General features: G+C 45.0%; 16 protein-coding genes and 2 pseudogenes. 13 read left to right on the top strand and 5 right to left on the bottom strand.

Going from position 1 to position 19,337, the window contains the following annotated elements:
* The first annotated feature begins 7 nt into the window (after nt 1–7).
* The 13 genes and pseudogenes from speB to QT990_RS28565 all read left to right on the top strand — a co-directional run bounded on the left by speB (nt 8) and on the right by QT990_RS28565 (nt 15,416).
* Nucleotides 8–937 (top strand): agmatinase, encoded by a 930-nt coding sequence (gene speB, locus QT990_RS28625; RefSeq protein ID WP_333466055.1) that lies wholly within the window; start codon nt 8–10, stop codon nt 935–937.
* 133 nt (nt 938–1,070) lie between these two features.
* The gene (locus QT990_RS28620) at nt 1,071–1,628 is read left to right on the top strand and encodes a thioredoxin family protein (RefSeq protein ID WP_333141494.1); all 558 of its coding nucleotides are present in this window, start codon (nt 1,071–1,073) and stop codon (nt 1,626–1,628) included.
* A gap of 134 nt (nt 1,629–1,762) precedes the next feature.
* Nucleotides 1,763–2,581 carry a molybdate ABC transporter substrate-binding protein gene (gene modA, locus QT990_RS28615; protein WP_333141491.1) on the top strand — a complete coding sequence of 273 codons (819 nt, stop codon included), beginning with the start codon at nt 1,763–1,765 and terminating at the stop codon, nt 2,579–2,581.
* A gap of 416 nt (nt 2,582–2,997) precedes the next feature.
* Nucleotides 2,998–4,815 carry a molybdate ABC transporter permease subunit gene (gene modB, locus QT990_RS28610; protein WP_333141489.1) on the top strand — a complete coding sequence of 606 codons (1,818 nt, stop codon included), beginning with the start codon at nt 2,998–3,000 and terminating at the stop codon, nt 4,813–4,815.
* A 298-nt stretch (nt 4,816–5,113) separates the two neighbouring features.
* On the top strand, nt 5,114–5,512 hold the full coding sequence (gene msrB / locus QT990_RS28605) for a peptide-methionine (R)-S-oxide reductase MsrB (protein WP_333141487.1): 399 nt from the start codon (nt 5,114–5,116) through the stop codon (nt 5,510–5,512).
* Nucleotides 5,513–5,848: 336 nt separating this feature from the next.
* Nucleotides 5,849–6,577: a UMP kinase gene (gene pyrH / locus QT990_RS28600; RefSeq protein WP_333076369.1), complete on the top strand. Its 729-nt coding sequence runs from the start codon at nt 5,849–5,851 to the stop codon at nt 6,575–6,577.
* A complete protein-coding gene (gene frr, locus QT990_RS28595; protein ID WP_333147410.1) occupies nt 6,564–7,112 on the top strand; it encodes a ribosome recycling factor in 549 nt (182 codons plus the stop codon). Before pyrH ends, frr begins: the two co-directional genes overlap by 14 nt.
* 200 nt (nt 7,113–7,312) lie before the next feature.
* Nucleotides 7,313–7,522 (top strand): annotated as a pseudogene (locus tag QT990_RS28590) (FAD-dependent oxidoreductase); the annotation flags it as partial.
* Nucleotides 7,523–8,188: 666 nt separating this feature from the next.
* The gene (locus tag QT990_RS28585) at nt 8,189–9,757 is read left to right on the top strand and encodes a reverse transcriptase domain-containing protein (RefSeq protein ID WP_333466054.1); all 1,569 of its coding nucleotides are present in this window, start codon (nt 8,189–8,191) and stop codon (nt 9,755–9,757) included.
* A 532-nt stretch (nt 9,758–10,289) separates the two neighbouring features.
* Entirely contained in the window at nt 10,290–10,682 is a 393-nt protein-coding gene (locus QT990_RS28580) for a transposase (RefSeq protein ID WP_333105399.1), read from the top strand.
* Nucleotides 10,570–11,511 (top strand): RNA-guided endonuclease TnpB family protein, encoded by a 942-nt coding sequence (locus QT990_RS28575; protein WP_333466060.1) that lies wholly within the window; start codon nt 10,570–10,572, stop codon nt 11,509–11,511. The genes QT990_RS28580 and QT990_RS28575 overlap by 113 nt, the downstream gene beginning before the upstream one ends.
* A 76-nt stretch (nt 11,512–11,587) precedes the next feature.
* Nucleotides 11,588–12,040, top strand: a complete 453-nt coding sequence (locus tag QT990_RS28570) for an NADAR family protein (protein WP_333147413.1) — start codon at nt 11,588–11,590, stop codon at nt 12,038–12,040.
* A gap of 370 nt (nt 12,041–12,410) precedes the next feature.
* Nucleotides 12,411–15,416, top strand: a complete 3,006-nt coding sequence (locus tag QT990_RS28565) for a GAF domain-containing protein (RefSeq protein WP_333466053.1) — start codon at nt 12,411–12,413, stop codon at nt 15,414–15,416.
* Between the two features lie 72 nt (nt 15,417–15,488).
* On the opposite strand, the gene QT990_RS28560 is transcribed toward QT990_RS28565, so the two are convergent.
* The 5 genes and pseudogenes from QT990_RS28560 to QT990_RS28540 form a co-directional block, all read right to left on the bottom strand.
* Nucleotides 15,489–15,932, bottom strand: a complete 444-nt coding sequence (locus QT990_RS28560) for a DUF4276 family protein (protein ID WP_333147418.1) — start codon at nt 15,930–15,932, stop codon at nt 15,489–15,491.
* A 115-nt stretch (nt 15,933–16,047) separates the two neighbouring features.
* Nucleotides 16,048–16,227, bottom strand: a complete 180-nt coding sequence (locus tag QT990_RS28555; protein ID WP_333147420.1) for a hypothetical protein — start codon at nt 16,225–16,227, stop codon at nt 16,048–16,050.
* Nucleotides 16,224–17,369: an AAA family ATPase gene (locus tag QT990_RS28550; RefSeq protein WP_333147422.1), complete on the bottom strand. Its 1,146-nt coding sequence runs from the start codon at nt 17,367–17,369 to the stop codon at nt 16,224–16,226. Before QT990_RS28550 ends, QT990_RS28555 begins: the two co-directional genes overlap by 4 nt.
* Nucleotides 17,370–17,998: 629 nt before the next feature.
* A complete protein-coding gene (locus QT990_RS28545; RefSeq protein ID WP_333147424.1) occupies nt 17,999–18,775 on the bottom strand; it encodes a pentapeptide repeat-containing protein in 777 nt (258 codons plus the stop codon).
* A 209-nt stretch (nt 18,776–18,984) separates the two neighbouring features.
* Nucleotides 18,985–19,337, bottom strand: a pseudogene (locus QT990_RS28540) (hypothetical protein); the annotation flags it as partial.

The raw sequence follows: 19,337 nt of genomic DNA, 5'->3' as shown, positions 1-19,337 counted from the left end.
TTCCCTTATGCCAACGATCATTTCCACTGCTGTCGTACCGTTTCTGGGGTCAGAAATTGTACCAGACTACGACACCGCCAAAGTAGTTATCTTACCAATTCCCTACGAAGCTACCACCACTTACCGCCGGGGGTGCGAAAACGGGCCCGCTAAACTTCTAGAAGCTTCTCATCAACTCGAGTGCTACGACGAAGAATTGGATTCCGAAGTTTGCTACGATGTCGGAATTTATACACAAGAGCCGATCGCCGATACCCGCAACCGCCAACCAGTTTCATCCTCAGAAATGCTGCAAGTCACCCAAGCAGCAGTCCACCAGCTAGTTACCGAAAATAAATTTGTGATCTCCCTCGGAGGCGAACACAGCATCACTGCCGGCGTTGTCGAAGGTTATCGCCAAGCATACCCGGATGAACCTTTCACAGTCGTGCAAATCGATGCCCACGGGGACTTGCGGCACGAATACGAAGGCTCGATTCACAACCACGCCTGCGTGATGCGACGTATTGTAGATATGGGCTTGCCCACACTGCAAATCGGGATTCGCGCTATCTGCAAGGAAGAAGCAGACTTAATTAAAGCAAAACAGCTAAACGTGATTCGAGCTCGCGAAATTGCTACTCAACCGGATTGGGCCGATCGGGCAATTGCCAGCATAACAACTAAGCGAGTATTTTTGACGATCGACTTAGACGGCATCGATCCGACGTTAATTCCAGGGGTGGGAACACCCGAACCGGGCGGGTTAAATTGGTATTCCCTCACCGCATTTTTGCGTCGCATCTTCGAGTCATACGAAGTAATCGGGTGTGACATTATGGAATTAGCACCTATTGTAGATTCTGTAGTCTCAGAATTTACCGCCGCCAAATTAGCATACAAACTTATTGGATACCAAGCTCTGGCTCAAGGTTGGCTAAAGCCAGACGAGGGATAAATAGCGAAGTACGAATCACAATAGGCTGTTGGCAAGGCTAGAATTAAGCTAAAGCTAAACAACAGCCAATTTTATTCGTGCTGATTGTTTCATCTTTCATGCTGGCCAATACTGCTCTTCACCTCCTGAAAACATGAGTTTACTAATGGATACAACGGGTACTCCCATTAACGGCTACGCTCCCGATTTTGAACTGCCGGGAGTTGACGACGAAGTTCACCATTTAGCTCGATATTTAGAAAAATTTCGGGCGATCGCGGTGATATTTATGTGCAATCATTGCCCTTACGTGCAGTTGTATCTCAATCGTATGAAAGAACTTCAAGCAGATTTTCAAGATCGAGATGTTACTTTAATCGGGATTAATGCTAATGATGCAAACCAATATCCCGACGACAGTTTTGAGAATATGAAAATTTTTGCCGCCAACAATCAACTCAACTTCCCGTACATCCGAGATGTTGCTCAAGATGTGGCTGAAAGTTTTGGGGCTTCTAAAACGCCGGAGGTTTTTTTGTTAGACCAAGACGGCAAACTGCGCTATAAAGGTTTAATTGACGACAACGCTGACGATCCGGCGGCGGTGCAGGTTTCTTATCTGCGGAGTGCGATCGACCAATTGCTCAACAGTCAACCCGTTGAGCCTTCAACTACAGAGGCGATCGGCTGTTCCGTCAAATGGCGATCGTAGTCATTAGTCAGCAGTCATCAGTCATTAGAAGATGATAATCCTGGACAAACAGCATCTACTTGTAAGGTGTGCGGGGCGCACCTTACTACTACAGATAGTGTAGATCGGCCTAGGGCAAATTATAATACAGCCTTGTGGAAAGAAAACGCATTTTCAACTCGATCGTCGCAGCCGCTGTAGCGCTGACACTGCTGATTGCTTGGAACTTGTTTAAAAGCGTTTCCCCAACAACAACACAGCAGCAAACGTCCTTAAACGTATCCGCTGCTATCAGTCTCTCGAAAGCTTTAGGGGAAATCAAAACTGTTTATCAAAGCAGTAATCCGAATTTTACTATTACTTATAATTTTGGTGCTTCCGGTGCTCTAGAACAGCAAATTCAGCAAGGAGCCCCGGTAGATGTATTTTTCAGCGCCGCTACAAAACAAATGAACGATTTGCAGCAATCTAACCTGTTAATTAACGACACGCGCCGCAATTTGCTGACAAATCGCCTAGTTTTGATTACTCCCAAAAACGGTGTTGCTTTGAGCGATTTCAAACAGTTGACAGATGCCCGAATCAAGAAAATTGCGATCGGCGAACCCAAGAGCGTACCTGTCGGACAATACGCTCAGGAAATGCTAAATAAACTTGGATTGTGGGGGCAAATACAGCCAAAATTAGTGCTAGGAAATAACGTCCGCCAAGTGCTTACATTCGTAGAAAGCGGTAACGTTGATGCTGGTATAGTTTATGCGACTGACGCCACAGCCTCCGACAAAGTAACTGTGCGGCTAACGGCTGCCGAAAATTTGCATTCGCCCATTGTTTATCCGCTGGCAGTTATCAGAAACAGCCGCAATCCGGCTGCTGCGAAAGCGTTTGTTGACTTTTTGGCGGGCGATCGGGCTAAAATAGTATTTCAGAAATACGGATTTGGGATGGCTCACCAATTAGTCTCATACAACTGAGATGTTGCACCATTCTCAATTACTTGTTTAGCAACAGGCAAGATGCCTGTTCCACAAGAAAATTCACTCTTTGTGGAACAGGCATCTTGCCTGTTCTTGAGAATGGTGCAAGATGTGAGATACAACCAAATTTTGTAGGGCGGGTTTTACAAACAATATCTAATTCCCGCCAACAATCTATATAAACCCGCCCTCACACAACAGATAACCTTGTGTATTCAAAGAGGTACATTTCGATTTTCCGTTGGGTGGGGGCGGGTTTACGAGATTATTGGTATTAGCCGAAGATTGTTGGTAAAACCCGCCCCTACGAGCGAATCCCCAAATTATACATTTTGATTTATCTGTGTGTGGGGGGGTTTAGGAAATTATTTGTTGGAGGCAATTATTGTTGGTGAAACCCGTCCCTACGATTTATGGAATTTGATATTTCTCCGCTCTGGATATCTCTAAAATCCTCCGCTATTGCGACATTTATCACCTTTTTCATGGGAATAGCCGCCGCTCGGTGGATGCTTTCAACTCGCATCAGAGGTAAAGCTTTGATTGAAGGCATTTTAATTTCTCCCTTAGTTTTGCCGCCGACAGTAGTGGGATTTTTGCTGCTGCTGCTGTTTGGGAGAAATGGGGCGATCGGGCAATTTTTGCTACAATTCGACTTAACTATAATTTTCACTTGGCAAGCCGCCGCCATTACTGCCACAGTTGTATCATTTCCCCTCATGTACAAAACTGCTTTGGGAGCTTTTGAGCAAATTGATGCCAATCTTCTCAACGCAGCCCGCACTTTGGGAGCCTCGGAGTGGCAAGTCTTTTGGCGAATTATGTTGCCGCTAGCATGGCCGGGAATTTTAGCAGGAACTATCCTTGCATTTGCCCGCGCTTTGGGTGAATTCGGCGCGACGTTGATGTTAGCGGGGAATATTCCCGGACAAACTCAAACTATCCCGATGGCAATTTATTTTGCTGTGGAAGCTGGGGATATGAGGCAAGCTGGTATTTGGGTTTTGATTATTCTGAGTATTTCTTTGAGCGTGCTAACTGCTGTTAATTTTTGGACGGATTTACAAAGGATATCGCCCAAAGAGAATTCGAGCCAAAGACTGCAATCAAATCTTCCTAAATTCGCGTCTAGTTTTACCACAAAACCCCAACAACAACCCAAAAGCGGACTTTGTTTAAGCATTTTTAAACCTCTCTCCAGCTTTGCCTTGGATGTCAGCTTCGATATTAGCCCGGAAGTGCTGGGAATTTTGGGCGCGTCGGGTTCCGGCAAAAGCATGACTCTGCGCTGCATCGCTGGTTTGGAAACTCCCAGGAGCGGTAAAATTGCAGTCAATGGCAGGGTTTTATTTGACTCAGCACAGGGCATTAATGTACCTTCTAAAGACCGTCGCATCGGTTTTTTGTTTCAAAACTATGCTTTATTTCCTCACCTGACTGTTGCTCAAAATATTGCGTTTGGCTTGCAGCATTTATCTGAAAGCGAGCAAGAACTTCGGGTAAAAGAACAGCTAATTTCGGTGCAAATGTCGGGACTGGAAAACCGCTACCCGCACGAACTTTCGGGGGGCCAACAGCAACGGGTGGCTTTGGCGAGGGCGCTCGCCCCTTCTCCAGAATTGCTGCTGTTAGACGAACCGTTTTCTGCTTTGGATACTCACTTACGCAGTCAACTGGAACAGGAGTTAATGCAGACTCTGGCTAATTATCGGGGAATTACTTTGTTTGTCAGCCACAATTTAGAGGAAGTTTACCGGGTGTGCAAAAATCTGTTGGTATTGGCGGAGGGAAAGCCGATCGCCTTTGATACCAAAGAGAACATTTTCGATCGCCCTGGCAACTTCACCGTCGCCCAGTTGACTGGCTGTAAGAACTTCTCTGCCGCTAAACCGATCGCAGAAACTCTCGTCGAGGCGATCGACTGGGGCTGTACTCTGACTGTAGTCGAACCAATTCCCAAATCTCTAGTTTCTGTGGGAATTCGGGCTCATCAACTGATTTTTGTTAGCGGGTGCGATCGTGAAAATACTTTTGCTTGTTGGATCGCCTCGACTGTGGAAACTCCGCACCGGGTGACATTATATCTCAAATTGCACTCGCCTCCCAATGATTCCCAAGATTATCACTTACAAGCCGAAGTTTTCAAGGAAAAGTGGAGGGCTATTAAGGACAATTCTTTTCCCTGGTATGTTCAGATCGAGCCAATTAGGTTAATATTAATGGGAGCCTGAGTTAACTAGCTATAGCCGAAGGAAAAAGATAGATGTGAAAAGGCAATAAAATCAAGGGTTTTAGCAATTAATAACGTCTTAACTACCTTAGTGGTTGCTATATATAGCAATCCTAAATGATTCCGATAAATTTGTAGGGGTAGTGCTACCCCTACTCCCCGTGCCTACCCCCTATCTATCGGGCAACCACGGGGAGTAGGGGTCGGATTGCCCCTACAATAATTATGAGAATGATTTAGGATTGCTATATACAGTCAACAGTCAACAGTCAACAGTCAACAATTAACAACATCAAATCATGACTCAAAAAGTTCAAAAAACCGACGCAGAATGGCAACAACAACTCACGCCCGAACAGTTTAAAGTCACCCGCAAAAAAGGAACGGAAAGAGCTTTTAGTGGCGAATATCACGACAACAAGAAAACGGGAAGTTATAAGTGTATTTGCTGCGGCACTGAGCTATTTAAATCTGAAACAAAGTTCGATTCCGGTACTGGTTGGCCGAGTTTCTACGCTCCCGTTAGCGAAGAAAATGTCAAGTGCGAGTCGGATAACACCTTGTTCATGCGCCGAACAGAGGTACTGTGCGCTGTTTGCGACGCTCATCTCGGTCACGTATTTAACGACGGGCCGAAACCTACCGGTCAGCGTTACTGCATGAATTCTGCTGCTCTTAATTTCGTTCCCAAGGATTGAGTCTTTTAAGGGCGGGCTAAGAGTGCCCAACCCCTACTCCCCACAAAAAATAAATCCGGTTGTGGAACAGGCATCTTGCCTGTTCACCTAGCATTCACAGAAAAAAAATAAATCCGGTTGTGGAACAGGCAAGATGCCTGTTCACCTAGCATTCACAGAAAAAAAATAAATCCGGTTGTGGAACAGGCATCTTGCCTGTTCACCGGCGCAGCCCGCGCCACAAACAAATTCTCTTGCAACACAAGCAGGATGCCTGTTCCGGGCAATTGATGTTCAAAATGCACCCATACTGCTATCTTATGGTGGAGGCAAAAAGAGTAAAAAAATAGTGGCGACATGGGGATGGTTTATCAGCGAGTTTTGCTGAAGCTCAGCGGTGAAGCGCTGATGGGCAGCTTGGGCTACGGCATCGATCCGATAGTGGTTCAGTCGATCGCCCAGGAAGTGGCCAAAGTCGTGTCCCAAGGCATTCAAATCGCGATTGTTGTCGGTGGCGGCAACATTTTTCGCGGGGTGAAAGCTGCTTCGGCAGGGATGGATCGGGCAACGGCTGATTATGTGGGCATGATTGCTACGGTGATGAATGCTATCACTTTGCAGGATGCCCTGGAACAAGCAGGAGTGCCAACGAGGGTGCAATCGGCGATCGCCATGCAAGAAGTAGCTGAACCCTACATCCGGCGGCGGGCGATTCGCCACCTAGAAAAAAAACGAGTAGTGATTTTTGGTGCCGGTTCTGGCAACCCTTTTTTTACTACTGATACAACAGCAGCTTTGCGGGCGGCTGAAATTGATGCAGAGGTCATTTTTAAAGCTACTAAGGTAGATGGGGTGTACGATTCCGACCCCCACCTCAACCCCAACGCGCGCAGGTATCAAACCCTCACCTATGCCCACGTCTTGAATCAAGATTTGCGGGTGATGGACAGTACGGCGATCGCCCTTTGCAAAGAAAATAATATTCCTATTATGGTATTTGACCTCTCGGTGTCGGGCAACATCTACCGAGCTGTAATGGGAGAATCTATTGGAACTCTTGTCGGAGGTTTTTGTGAAGTTAGCTGAAGCAGAAGATCATATGCAAAAGGCAGTTGAGGCTACTCAACGGTCTTTTAATACTATTCGGACGGGACGGGCCAACGCCTCCCTCCTCGATCGAGTCATGGTAGATTACTACGGCTCTCCAACTCCGATCAAATCCCTTGCCAACATCGGCACCCCGGATGCGACTACGATCACCATTCAACCGTTCGATCGCACAGCGCTGACCTCGATCGAAAAAGCAATTTCCCTGTCGGATGTAGGACTCGTGCCCAACAACGACGGTTCTGTTATTCGCTTGAACATTCCGCCGCTGACGAGCGACAGACGCCAAGAATTTGTCAAAATGGCCAGTAAGTTTGCTGAAGAAGGTAAAGTTGCAATTCGCAATATCCGCCGCGATGCCGTTGACTCGATTCGCAAGCAGGAAAAAAGCAGCGATATCTCTAAAGATGAATCGCGGGACTTGCAAGATAAAATTCAAAAGCTGACGGACAAGTACATTGCGAAAATAGAAGAAGTTCTGGCATCGAAAGAGAAAGATATCACGACTGTTTAGGCAATGGGCAATTGGGCAGGGGGAATAGGAATAGTTTTGAGATTGCTCAGAGTCGGCCGCGAACAACGCCCAGACGCTCGATGATTTGTGAGTTGTGAATTAAAAACTCAAGATTTAATACTCATAAGTTAGCAATTACCAGTTACTAATTCCCTGTTCCCCATAACCAATTACCAATTACCAATTACCCATAACCAAAAATGTTCGATGGCATTATTGTCGGTGCAGCCCCGGCAGGTAGCACAGCAGCTTATCACTTGGCAAAGCAGGGACGTTCTGTTTTGGTAGTAGAAAAAGCGTCTCTGCTTCGCAATAAACCTGGCGGCGGCGTTTCAGGGGCGATCGCCCAATGGCTCGATTTTGACCGGACGCCAGCTATTTCTCTGAAAGCTAACAAAATTAGCTACACGTCAACTACCGCACACTAACCCGTAGGGTATGATGTGGGCTTGAATAAAGCCTGTTGACCAGACGGCTAGTTTTCAACTAGCAGCCGTTAAGACTAAGCGTTAAAGTTGTGCGATTCGTTTCTAGGTAAATAAATAGCCTAGAGTCTCAGGCATCGCCATATAAATAAGTCTGAGATAACTGTAGAGGGATGGAGGTGCAAGTCCTCCCCATTAAGGATGATGTGACGCCAAACCTACCCACACGGAGACTGATCCTCAAAGTGAAGCTGGGAATAGGACGGGAATAACGACGGCTGAGATGCCGGGAACCCGTTAGGTAGGCTGACATGGATAACGTACAGTAAATCTCCTGGAAAAGCATCCAAACGCTACTGGCAGAAATGAATGCCAGATAACCATAAAAACCCGCACAAAAGTTACTTTATTAAGTGCAATCCTGGGTCGTGGTGGGTGAAGTGGAGAATCCTAAATCAGCGAATAATCACTCTACGGAACGAAGAAAAACGCTCAAATCTCCTAAGAATGTCAAATATCTTAGGTAGGGTACATCAAAGCCACAGATGAAATGAGCGGGTAGGATGTGACCGAAACGGCAAGAACTAAGGACTCAAGCCCTAATGGTCACGGTCGATAGAGACTAAATCACTTTAGTAGTTGGTACAAATTATGACGACTCTAGAAATGGAAGTTGATAATTGGAAAGCATTACCTTGGAAACGATTCCAGAAGGTGGTTCTCCGCCTACAAACAAGGATTTATAAAGCTCGGAAGAATGGCGACCGTAAGCTAGTAAATAAGCTTCAGAAGCTACTACTTAACTCGAAAGCTGCCAAATACATAGCAGTAAGGCAAGTCACCCAATTAAATCGGGGTAAGGTTACAGCAGGGGTAGACGGAAAAATTGTATTGAACTGCAAAGAACGGATGCAATTAACCCAAGACCTGCTAACAGGATGGAAGAAATGGGAACACCGCAAACTACGGAGAGTAAACATCCCAAAAAAGGACGGCACTCAAAGAAAGCTAGGCATCCCCACCATTGGTGACAGAGCGTACCAATGCTTACTCAAATATGCGCTCGAACCCGCAGCCGAGGCAACATTCCACGGCAACTCATATGGGTTCCGACCCGGAAGGGGGACGCACGATGTCCAAAAACGGCTGTTCTCAGCTTTAAACTCACAAGGAAGAGGGATAACCAAAACCATCCTAGAAATGGACATCGAAAAATGTTTCGACCAGATAAGTCACGAGACAATTCTGGAAAAGACAGAGCTTCCAAAAATCGCTCTCAAAGGGCTAAGACTTGCCATCAAAGTAGGAGTAAGAGGGGAGTTCCCGACATCAACAGTAGGAACTCCGCAAGGGGGCGTAATCTCCCCACTTTTAGCCAACATAGCTCTCAATGGAATCGAAGAAGTAACGGACGAAATCTATAATAGGATAAACCATAAGGTCTTATGCCTCAGATACGCAGACGATTTAGTATTCATCTGCAAACCTGAACACAACATAGCCCTGGTAAAGGAACAGGCGTCCAAATTCCTAGAAGAAAGAGGCTTGAAAATCAAAGAAAGTAAGACCCACGTCGTTAAATCCACAGACGGTTTTGATTTCCTAGGGTGGAACTTCAAAGTAAAACTCAACGGAAAATTCATCAGCACTCCCTCTAAAGAAAATACGGCAAAGGTGAAAGCCAAGATAAAGGTGACGATGAAAGATAGCCGATTCACCCTCGAACAAAGAATCACCAAATGTGGCTCTCTGATTAGAGGTTGGAGAAACTACAACCAATACTGTGACTTGTCTTCACACGACCTCTGGCCACAAAACCATTGGACATGGAAATATATCCGCAAACAAGGGAAATACGACCGACAAGGCACTGACAAGCTAATTAAAAAAAGCTTCCCCTCTGTCCCTTGGAAGGTCAATGCCCACATCAATGTGACCGGAGACAAATCCCCGTTCGATGGCGACCTATCTTACTGGGCTAAGAGAGAAAACAAGAACTATTCAGGGATACAATCATCACTTCTGAAGCAACAAAATCATCAATGCAAAGCTTGCGGACTGTCATTTCTCAGTGGCGATAAGGTAGAGCTACATCATGCGGATGGAAACCATAATAATTGGCAGAAATCTAATTTACAGATGCTCCACCGTCAATGTCACCAACACCAGCCCATCCACGGAGAAGCCCGTGTAGCTCGAAATTCCCAAAAGGAAAAGTAGATATCGACGCTTGAGCTGTATGCAGTGAAAGCTGCACGTACAGTTCTGAAGGAGAGGTGTCCTGTGGCAACATAGGCATCGACTCTAACCGTACCGCTGATGCCGTTTTAGAACGATGTCAAGCGTGAAGAAGGAATATTCTTAAATCCCAATTCCTTATTCTTCATTCCCAATTCTTAATCGTTAATTTAAAAATAGGAATTACGCACTATTCCTCAGAAAGCCAGTTGATTCCTAGATTTTTCGCTGCTCAACCGAATTTTTTCCAAGAAACGGGGTTCAAAAGGGTAACTCCTATTTAAAATAAAGTCGATGTGAGGATTTTTTAATACAAGCCCCGCGCTGCTTATAGAATCAATCTCAAATACTCCTGGAGGCAAAAAGTGGTTTCACACGTTACTAAGAGCGCGGTAAGGTGTTTGAGGCGCAGCCTGAATAATTACCGAAAATTTTGGGTTTAAAGCCCCGTCCTTTTAGGACGGCTTTTTATTCTGGTTTATGTTAAGATAAAGACAGTAAATATCAAAAACAAATGAAAGCTAGATATCGCTACCGATGCTATCCGACACCCTCTCATAAATTGGCGTTAGCCAAGTTATTTGGGTGTGTCAGAGTAGTATGGAACGATAGTCTAGGTTTTTGCATTTCTGAATATATTGGAGGCCAAAAGAAACCGAAAAATGCCGAACTTCAAAAGCAATTTATCACTCAAGCTAAGAAGTTAGAGGAACGGGAATGGTTATCAGAAGTTTCAGCAGTTCCCCTACAACAATCCTTAAACGATTTAGAGCAAGCATACCAAAACTTCTTCAATTCATGTAAAGGGAAACGTCAGGGACAAAAAGTTAAACCCCCTCGTTTTAAAAAGCGGAAATCTAAACAATCCGCCCGATTCACTCTCACTAGGATTTTCCATCAAAGGTGAGAAGGTTTATTTAGCGAAAGTTGGGAAGCTTAAGGTGATTTGGACAAGAGAGTTGCCCTCAGAACCCAGTTCAGTCACAATCATCAAGGACAGTTCTGACCGATATTTCCTCAGTTTTGTCGTGGAAGTTCAACCCGAAGTCTTGCCATCTTCTGATAGTTCAGTTGGTATCGATCTAGGAATTTCAACCTTTGCAACTCTGAGTAACGGACAAAAAATAAAAGCTCCCAAACCCCTAAAGAAAAGGATTAGGAATCTGAAAAAGTTATCTAAATCTCTATCTCGGAAAACCAAAGGATCTAAACGACATGAATTTTATCGAAAGCGGTTAGCTAAACTTCACGCTAAACTAGCTGATACTCGCACAGATTTCCTGCACAAGTTATCAACTCAACTCATTCGTGAGAATCAAACGATTGTGTTAGAAGACTTAAATGTGTCAGGAATGGTTAGGAACCGCAAATTATCCCGTGCAATTTCTGATTTAGGTTGGAGAACATTTAGAACTTTCCTAGAAGCAAAATCAGAAAAATATGGCAGAGATTTTCGAGTCATTGATAGATGGGAAGCGACTTCTAAAACCTGCTCTTGTTGTGGGTTTAAAATCGGGAAATTAGATCTCTCAATTCGAGAATGGATTTGCCTCAACTGTGGCACGTCTCATGATAGGGATATTAACGCCGCAACTAACATTTTAGTCGCCGGAGGACTTTCGGAGACTTTAAACGGGCGTGGAGGAAGCATAAGACTATCCCAGGATAGCAGCACCCAAAGAAGCGTCAACCCACCAGAATTTAAGCAATTGTCAATTTTTGACTGGCTTGAATAGATGGAATCCCGCGGTACGGCCGGGGTGGATGTCAAATTCTACCTAAATCCTGTAAAATATAAAATCTCAAATAATTATGATAATTTATTTTTATAAAGTAGAGGAGCCTTACGGCTGCTTTTCTAATTTTTCACTACACGACATTTGTCTGCACGGTCAATATTGGTTGACTGTAGAACATTACTATCAAGCCCAAAAATTTGTCAGCACTGATGAAAGATTAGTGGCGACGATTCGAGCCGTACCGACTCCTCAAGAAGCCGCCAAATTAGGTCGCGATCCCAACCACCGGATTCGCGCTGATTGGGAAGCGGTGAAAATTCCCATTATGCGCGAAGCAGTTTTAACTAAGTTTCTCACTCATACAGACATTCAAGCTATTCTCCTCGCCACAGGGGATCGAGTGATTGTCGAGGATTCGCCAACGGATTACTACTGGGGGTGTGGCTGCGACCGAACCGGTCAAAATCATTTGGGTAAAATTCTGATGAGCGTGCGCCAAGAAATTAGTCAGCACCAGGGGCGCTGATAGAAGCTCAAATTCTTTCGTTAATTCTCATTATATGAAGTTCTACAACAAATGTCAACTTATCCTAACAATGAAGAATTCTCCTAGTGAGAGTTTAAGATTGCGAGAAATTTATAAGAGCATTAAAATAATAATTACTATTTGCTTAAGTCGCTCTGCCTGTTGAAGGCAAGGATTAAACCGGCGCGATCGCAGATTTTACTTACCCCAGCCCACCAGAGGCGATACACCGTCGTCTCTGACAAGTGCGCGACGGATTAATTGTACAGATCGGTTGAGTCAAAAACTCAGGGTGAGGCATTTGAGTTTAAACGCTCCCACAGCACATCAAAACTTCTTATTATCATTGTATAAGTACAAAAGGAGATTTATGCAACTCAGAGAAAATACGCAAGAATTACATTATAAACTAGACAGAGAAGTTTTGATACGGCGGATAACAGAACGCATTCGCCAATCTCTAGAATTAGAAGATATTTTAACCAGTACGGTAGCAGAAGTGCGGTCTTTTTTGAAAACAGATCGCATTATGATTTACAGGTTTAGTGCCGACGGCAGTGGAGAAGTTGTTGCTGAGTCAATTAATAACAACCATCTCCCTTCCTTGAAAGGACTGCACTTTCCAGCAGACGACATTCCTGCCAGGGCCAGGGAGATGTATGTCACTTTGCGCCAGCGGACAATAATAGATGTTAACTCCGGGACGATCGTCCTGAGTCCCCTCGATGCAGCAGACACCGGTCAACCTTTAGTAAAGGAAGAGATCCACTACAGATCGCTCGATCCTTGCCACACAGCTTACCTGATGGCAATGGGAGTGCAATCTTCCTTAGTCGTGCCGATTTTGCACCGCAGGATCGCGTCGGAAAACAGCAAAACAGATATCTGCCAGGCTGCCACGTGTCTGACTCGATACGAGCCAGGAAATAATCAAAAAATTCACATCGAACTGTGGGGACTTTTAGTGTCTCACCACTCCGCGCCCCTCAATATTTCACCAGCAGATTTAGAAGTAGTTCAGCTCGTATCAGATCAATTGTCTAGCGCTATAGCCCACGCGCTCCTCCTCCAGCAAACCCGCTCTCAAGTGGCCCGCGAAGCTACCGTGAGCCGCATAGCAGCCCTGTTGTATGGTCACGTAAACATTCAACTGCAACAGGGTTTAGAAGCCACCGTCACCGCTTTGGGCGGTAGCGGCGGCCGACTCTATCTCAACCAGCCGAAAATCAACGGTGAAAAGTTATCATATCCCAAGATTGAAGGAGGATTGCCAATTGCCCCAACCCACAGTGATGCTACCTTTGAACTGTTCACCACAGGAGAACAACCGACACTTCCCAACTGGGAAAAAGTTAAGGCGATCGAAGCTCATCCCCTCTGGCAGGAATGGCTAACTAAAGGATTCAAAAATACCGAACAACTTCCCAAATTGGCGAGTTTTACTAATTCTCAATTCCCCGTTGGGATAATTACAGACTTATACAAAGAACCTCTATTTAGAGTTTTAGTTCCCGCTTTCCAATCTACTAAAATTAGGGGGTTGCTGGTAATTCCCCTCCACTACAAACAACAAGTAGTCGGCTGTTTGACCATTTTTCGCAATGCAATTGATACGGAAAAAATGTGGGCGGGCAGCTTTGACAGCAGCGCGGCACAAACCCTTCCCAGACAATCCTTTGAACTCTGGCGAGAAATAAAAAAAGGTCAGTCGCCCGAGTGGAAGTACGAGGAAATTGAGCAAGCTTTAGCTATAGGCAGCCAATTTTGTTCGGCAATTGGGCAGTACGTTCTTAATAAAGAAGTGCAAACTCTGAATGCCAACTTGGAGCGCCAAGTTCAAGAACGCACCGCCCAATTGCAAAAATCCTTGGACTTTGCCAAAGTATTGACGCGAGTTAGAGACCAGATTCGCAGCACCTTAGATTTAAAAATAATACTGCAAACTATTGTGCGAGAAGTCAGAGTTTTGTTGGATACCGATCGCACGGTAATCTACCAATTTGCTGCCGACAAAGAGGGCGAGGTAGTTGTCGAAGCTGTTTGCGGCCAGTGGCGGTCAATTTTAGGTATCACATCTCCACAAGGATGCTTTCCCGAAGGCTCAGAGTGCTTTTATAGAGCCGGACGGGTGCGAGCAATTAATGATATTTATACTGATGATTTAACACCCTGTCACCGCGAATTTTTGGAAGAGTTGCAGGTGAGAGGAAGTTTAATTGTGCCCATGATGGGCAAAGATTCGCAATTGTGGGGGTTGCTGATTGCCCATGAGTGTTCTGGGCCGAGAGTTTGGCAAACTGCAGAACAGGAATTGCTGCAACATTTAGCTGCTCAAGCTGCGATCGCCATTCACCAAGCAGAACTTTATCAAGAAAGTCTTAATGCAGCAACTGCCGATCGATTAAAAGCCGAACAGCTAGCTAAAACAGTCACAGAATTGCACAATACCCAAGCCCAACTGATTCAAACCGAAAAAATGTCCAGTCTCGGACAACTCCTCGCCGGAGTCGCCCACGAAATCAATAACCCCGTTAACTTTATCTACGGCAATCTCTCCCACGCCAGCGAATACACCAAAGATTTACTCTGCTTGGTAGAACTCTACCGCCAGCACTACCCCAATCCCAACCCAGAAATTAGCGAGTGCTCCGAAGCAATCGACATCGAATTTCTTGCCGAAGATTTGCCAAAAATTTTGGGTTCCATGACAGTCGGAGTTGAGCGCATCCGCCAGTTAGTTGTATCTTTGCGTAATTTTTCCAGGAGCGATCAAACCGAGAAAAAAGCCGTTGACATTCACGAGGGCATCGACAGTACCCTGTTGATTTTGCAGCACCGGATCAAAGCCAATTCCGATCACGACACCGTAGAAATCATTAAAGAATACGCCAATTTGCCCTTAGTAGAATGCTATGCCAGCTCGCTCAATCAGGTATTTATGAATCTGATAGGTAATGCCCTTGACGCCCTAGAAATGGGAAAAAAAGAGCGAGTTATGAATCTTCCCTTTAAAGCGGCAAGTGCAGCGGCGACGCATTTAAGCTCCCAAATACTGCCTATCGAGTCAGGAGATATAAATGCGACCACCGAGTGTTTGATTCCTGATTTCCCATCCCCTTGCATTCGGATTCGCACTGAATTAATCGATGAAAAAACGGTAGGAATTTGCATTGCCGACAATGGTCACGGCATCCCCAAAGAGTTAATCTCTCACATATTTAATCCGTTTTTTACTACTAAACCCGTAGGTCGGGGCACGGGTTTAGGACTGTCTATCAGTTACCAAATTGTAGTTGAGAAACACCAAGGCGTACTTAAATGTGTTTCTGTACCCGGTCATGGTACAGAGTTCTGGATCGAGATTCCGCTGAATTAACTAGAACAACCTAAAAAACTTAACACCCAGAGTCCCGACTTCTTTAAGAAGTCGGGACTCTAACATCGGACATCAAGAAATTATTTTATCTTCATCGCAGAGAGAGATAATTCGATTCACAAAAGCTTTTAGCTCTGGACAAGCTTTAATCGCAATCATCAGATCGTTGTTTTTCAAAATAGCCATTCCATCAATCACTTTGTTATAGTCTTTTCCGCGTTTTCCAGAGCTAAAAATCTCCTTAATCCAATAGTAAGGTGGCTTTTGATGATTCACTGTTTCAGGCGAACCGCTAGGAGCAGAAAGATTGTGTTTCGCTAGCTTCTGGATAGTTGTCCAGTAGGGAAGAAGCCATGCTTCAAAATCATGTGATGCTGTGTGAGGATAGAATTTTGGGTTTTCACCTACCCATGTCCTCATTTTCTCTTTAGCATCATTGGCATCTTTAAAGTCCGGCTTTCCGGTATAAACGTCTGTAAGTGCAATTACAGCATCATAGCCATCATTATCGAGCAATACTCCGGACAGTTTTTGAGACCGAGGCTGAAACCCTCATTCTACCGTTAGCATTTGACCTCACTGAGAAGGTGGAAACCCGCATTCTGCCGTTAGTGATTGAAAACTGTCCGGACTATTGATCGAGGAGAGTTTCAACTATTTTCTTGAGTTTCCCTTGCTTGGGAATTCCACCATGTTGTGGTTTAAAGTCTAGTCTGGGCATTTTTTGCTCTAAACGACTTTGCAGAAACTCATGAAGCTTCTTTCTAAATGCCATTTCAGTAGCACCTTCAACCAAAATAGCAATTCTCATGGACGGCCACCCATCACATTCATTTCCCAAACCTGGTCAAGACTGTAATCTTCTAACCATTTATCCAGGTTAAGAGTGTCAGCCCACCTCATTTTTGCCTCCCCTTCTTCCAAATCGCAGACCAAAATCTCGCTTGGATCGAGAAATCTGATGAGTCGATCTGAGTGTGTTGCAACTATCAGTTGAGTGTGTTTTGAAGCTTCTCTCATTAGATAAACTAAGTGTCTTAAGAGTTCCGGGTGTAGGCTAACTTCTGGTTCATCTAGCAACGTAATAGTTGTTAAATTTTGACTTTGCAGGAGCGCAACCAACCAGAGGAAGCGCAGCGTTCCTTCTGATAGCTCATGGACATAGAAAGGCTGAGGAAAATTTCTATCTGTCCAAGTCATAGACATAGTTCCTGCGGCAACCGGAGGAAAGTTTAATCGATCGAAATCTGGAAAGGCAGCAGAAATGATATTTTCAACCATTTCAAAACTGTCTCGATCCGTCTCCCGAAGGTCATAAAGACAGGAAACGAGGTTTTCACCGCTTGCTCCAGGCAACTTTGCAGGGCGCATTGCTTGAGGTAGACGGATTGGACTTTTCTCTGAAACATCGAGTGCTCCATAATATGTGCAAGAAGCAAGGCTCTTTCTCAGGTTCTCAGGTTCACTATACATTTTAGGAACTTGAGAAAGCGATGTTTCGAGAGGATTATGCTCCCAATTCGGTCTCAGAAGTTCACTGCCTTCTTGAAAATATTTAATATTCAACCCTTGTGATTCAATATACTTGAATGGTTCAGCTCTGTTGGGATTTCTCTGCTGTGTTAAAGATTCGTCTCTGACTTCATAGGACAAACCTTTGGGTGACAATGTTAAGCTGTACTTCAAAGGTTGTTCCTTTGGCACTTGCATTGAAATTTCAATTTCAAGTTCTTGTACTTTACCTCTTGTCAAAATTTCATTCAAGCCGCCTTTAAGTTGTAATAAATTATGTAAATTTCCACTTGCTGAAGCGGCTAGTATTGAAAGAACATCTAAAAAAGAAGTTTTTCCTGCTCCGTTTGCACCAATCATGACGATGAGATTTCTCATCTCAAGCTCAATATTTTGAAGACGCCGAAAACCCCTTACTGATATATTTTCAAATCTATTCATATTCTGTCCTTAAATAGTAAAACTAGCCTAGACACATATATCGAGACTAGGCTAAGTATATCTGCCTTAGATACTTTAGAGGTTTATTGGCACTCCCCAGCTATCAGGCATGGGGATTCTTGGTTCACAGATACACCTTTAAATTACCTATCCTTTCGGCATTACTTAAACCAAAAACCCGTTCCAGAGAACCAAGTTTCGAGCCTAACTTAGACAACCCCAGAGGGCTTATCTCCCCAAGCTTTAAGAGATTTTTCTCTTTGTTTCCGTGTGCCCCACGGTACATTTTATCTACAAAATTTTATTTTTCTGATGAACGGGTGTACATTAGTTTCCCCAGCTATGTTTATCGTGGTTTTCGCCGCCCACTAACTATTATTATTTCCTAGCCAGTCGTTTTGGGATTGACTACCCATTTGTGCTAGCGGTTATTCTACCTGTAGTATTACTCTATTTTACCATGCTATTAAAATGATTGACGGAAACCTTGAAAAATGAATCTGGATAATTAAAGCCGTCCTAAAAGGACGGGGCTTTTACCTAATTTTCCGGTAAGGTTTATGAAACGGTCTGCATCGCTTGAGTTGGTGCAGCATGAAAAGTCGTTGGAGCAGGCCGTTCACAAGTCCTTAAGGTAAGATCAACTTCACCAGCACAGAACCGATCGAACCGAGAAGACTCATAAAGTCGCCGCGGCTGGAAGTGCGGGGCTCCGTAGGCTTTTGGCGCGCCACAATGGCTTCGCCTAACTGCTTTGACAACTCCTCACCTTGGGGATTTCCTTGATCTGCAAAGAGTTTGTTTGCTATTGCAGCGTCTTGAGCCGCACCGGCGAACTCTCCCAAGTCAGCGCGAGACATACTGCGCGCAAAATAAACGGCTGCTAAATCCGATTTCAGATTCAGGGCTTGATTGTAATAATCAATGGCGTTTCTGTAGTTTCCTGCTTGAGCTTCCAGCACTCCCAACCGGTAGAAGTCTTCAGCGGTGCCGATATTTGTTGGCATTCCTCTAGCTCCGAGCAGTTGCGCGTTAGTTAAATTGGCGTTGAGCAAATTGGCGTCGCTGAGATAGGCACTTCTCAAGTCAGCACCGCTGAGGTTGGCACCGGTGAGGTTCGCCCCCGTCAGGTTGACGCCAAACAGGCTGGTGCCGCTGAGGTTGGCACCGCTGAGGTCAGCCCCGGTGAGGTTGGCTCGGCTGAGGTTAGCCAATCTCAAGTCAGCACCTTTGAGATTGGCTCCGGTTAAGTTGGCTAAAACCAAGCCAGCACTGCTGAGGTCGCAGTTGGGGCACTGTCGGGTGGCTAGTAATTGTTGCGTGTGTTGGATGTTCTCGGCCGCTGCAGGAGCGATCGGGGCGATCGCGCTCAGCAGCGTTGCAGCAGCGAGGATTCTGAGTTTCATTTTAACCGTCCAAAATCCAAAATATTAAATCTAAAATAGCTTTTCTCGAAGCAATTGAAAATCACCATAACACAAGTTCACCCAACAAATCTTTTGACTTGCCGTATGTAGGAGTTATGTGCGCCATCAGCACCCTAGATTGAAGTTCTCGGCCTTACCTGAGTGTCAAATAAACACTTCGCTGCCAATAAATTAGGGTATTGACACTCTCAGGCCTGAAGGCGCTGAGATTCTGCGGACAAAGCAGCTTTAGGCAGCGCCCAAAGTCTTACTCTCGCTACGGTGGTCAAACACCGTCTACTCAGTTGGTCAAGGTTTACACCTAACTTACTGGCTACTTTTCTTAAAATGTTGGCCGAACCGTTTAGATCTGCGTTAATTACAGTTCCGTCAGCAGAGCGATACAAGCCACGTTTAATTCGTTTTCCAGATGCTTTCCACTCAGGCGGTTTTTCACCATATCTGGGCAGGGAGTCTCCATCTAAAAAATTAAAGTCGGCGACACTCTCACGAGCGCCGCCGCTCTCCAAAACCGTGCGTGAAAATTTCTCTTCACACGGCT

Origin of the sequence: Microcoleus sp. T3_B1, assembly GCF_036700445.1 — a bacterium.
In the GTDB taxonomy this organism is placed as follows: Bacteria; Cyanobacteriota; Cyanobacteriia; order Cyanobacteriales; family Microcoleaceae; genus Microcoleus.
Note: the sequence above shows the minus strand (reverse complement) of the source record. Positions and strands in the feature narration are given on the sequence as shown.

Coding starts and splice junctions, on each gene's coding strand:
- QT990_RS28620 (WP_333141494.1), top strand. CDS start 1,071: ATGAGTTTACTAATGGATACAACGGGTACTCCCATTAACGGCTACGCT.
- QT990_RS28545 (WP_333147424.1), bottom strand. CDS start 18,775: ATGAAACTCAGAATCCTCGCTGCTGCAACGCTGCTGAGCGCGATCGCC.
- modB (WP_333141489.1), top strand. CDS start 2,998: ATGGAATTTGATATTTCTCCGCTCTGGATATCTCTAAAATCCTCCGCT.
- pyrH (WP_333076369.1), top strand. CDS start 5,849: ATGGGGATGGTTTATCAGCGAGTTTTGCTGAAGCTCAGCGGTGAAGCG.
- msrB (WP_333141487.1), top strand. CDS start 5,114: ATGACTCAAAAAGTTCAAAAAACCGACGCAGAATGGCAACAACAACTC.
- QT990_RS28580 (WP_333105399.1), top strand. CDS start 10,290: ATGAAAGCTAGATATCGCTACCGATGCTATCCGACACCCTCTCATAAA.
- QT990_RS28555 (WP_333147420.1), bottom strand. CDS start 16,227: ATGAGAATTGCTATTTTGGTTGAAGGTGCTACTGAAATGGCATTTAGA.
- QT990_RS28585 (WP_333466054.1), top strand. CDS start 8,189: ATGACGACTCTAGAAATGGAAGTTGATAATTGGAAAGCATTACCTTGG.
- QT990_RS28550 (WP_333147422.1), bottom strand. CDS start 17,369: ATGAATAGATTTGAAAATATATCAGTAAGGGGTTTTCGGCGTCTTCAA.
- QT990_RS28570 (WP_333147413.1), top strand. CDS start 11,588: ATGATAATTTATTTTTATAAAGTAGAGGAGCCTTACGGCTGCTTTTCT.
- speB (WP_333466055.1), top strand. CDS start 8: ATGCCAACGATCATTTCCACTGCTGTCGTACCGTTTCTGGGGTCAGAA.
- QT990_RS28565 (WP_333466053.1), top strand. CDS start 12,411: ATGCAACTCAGAGAAAATACGCAAGAATTACATTATAAACTAGACAGA.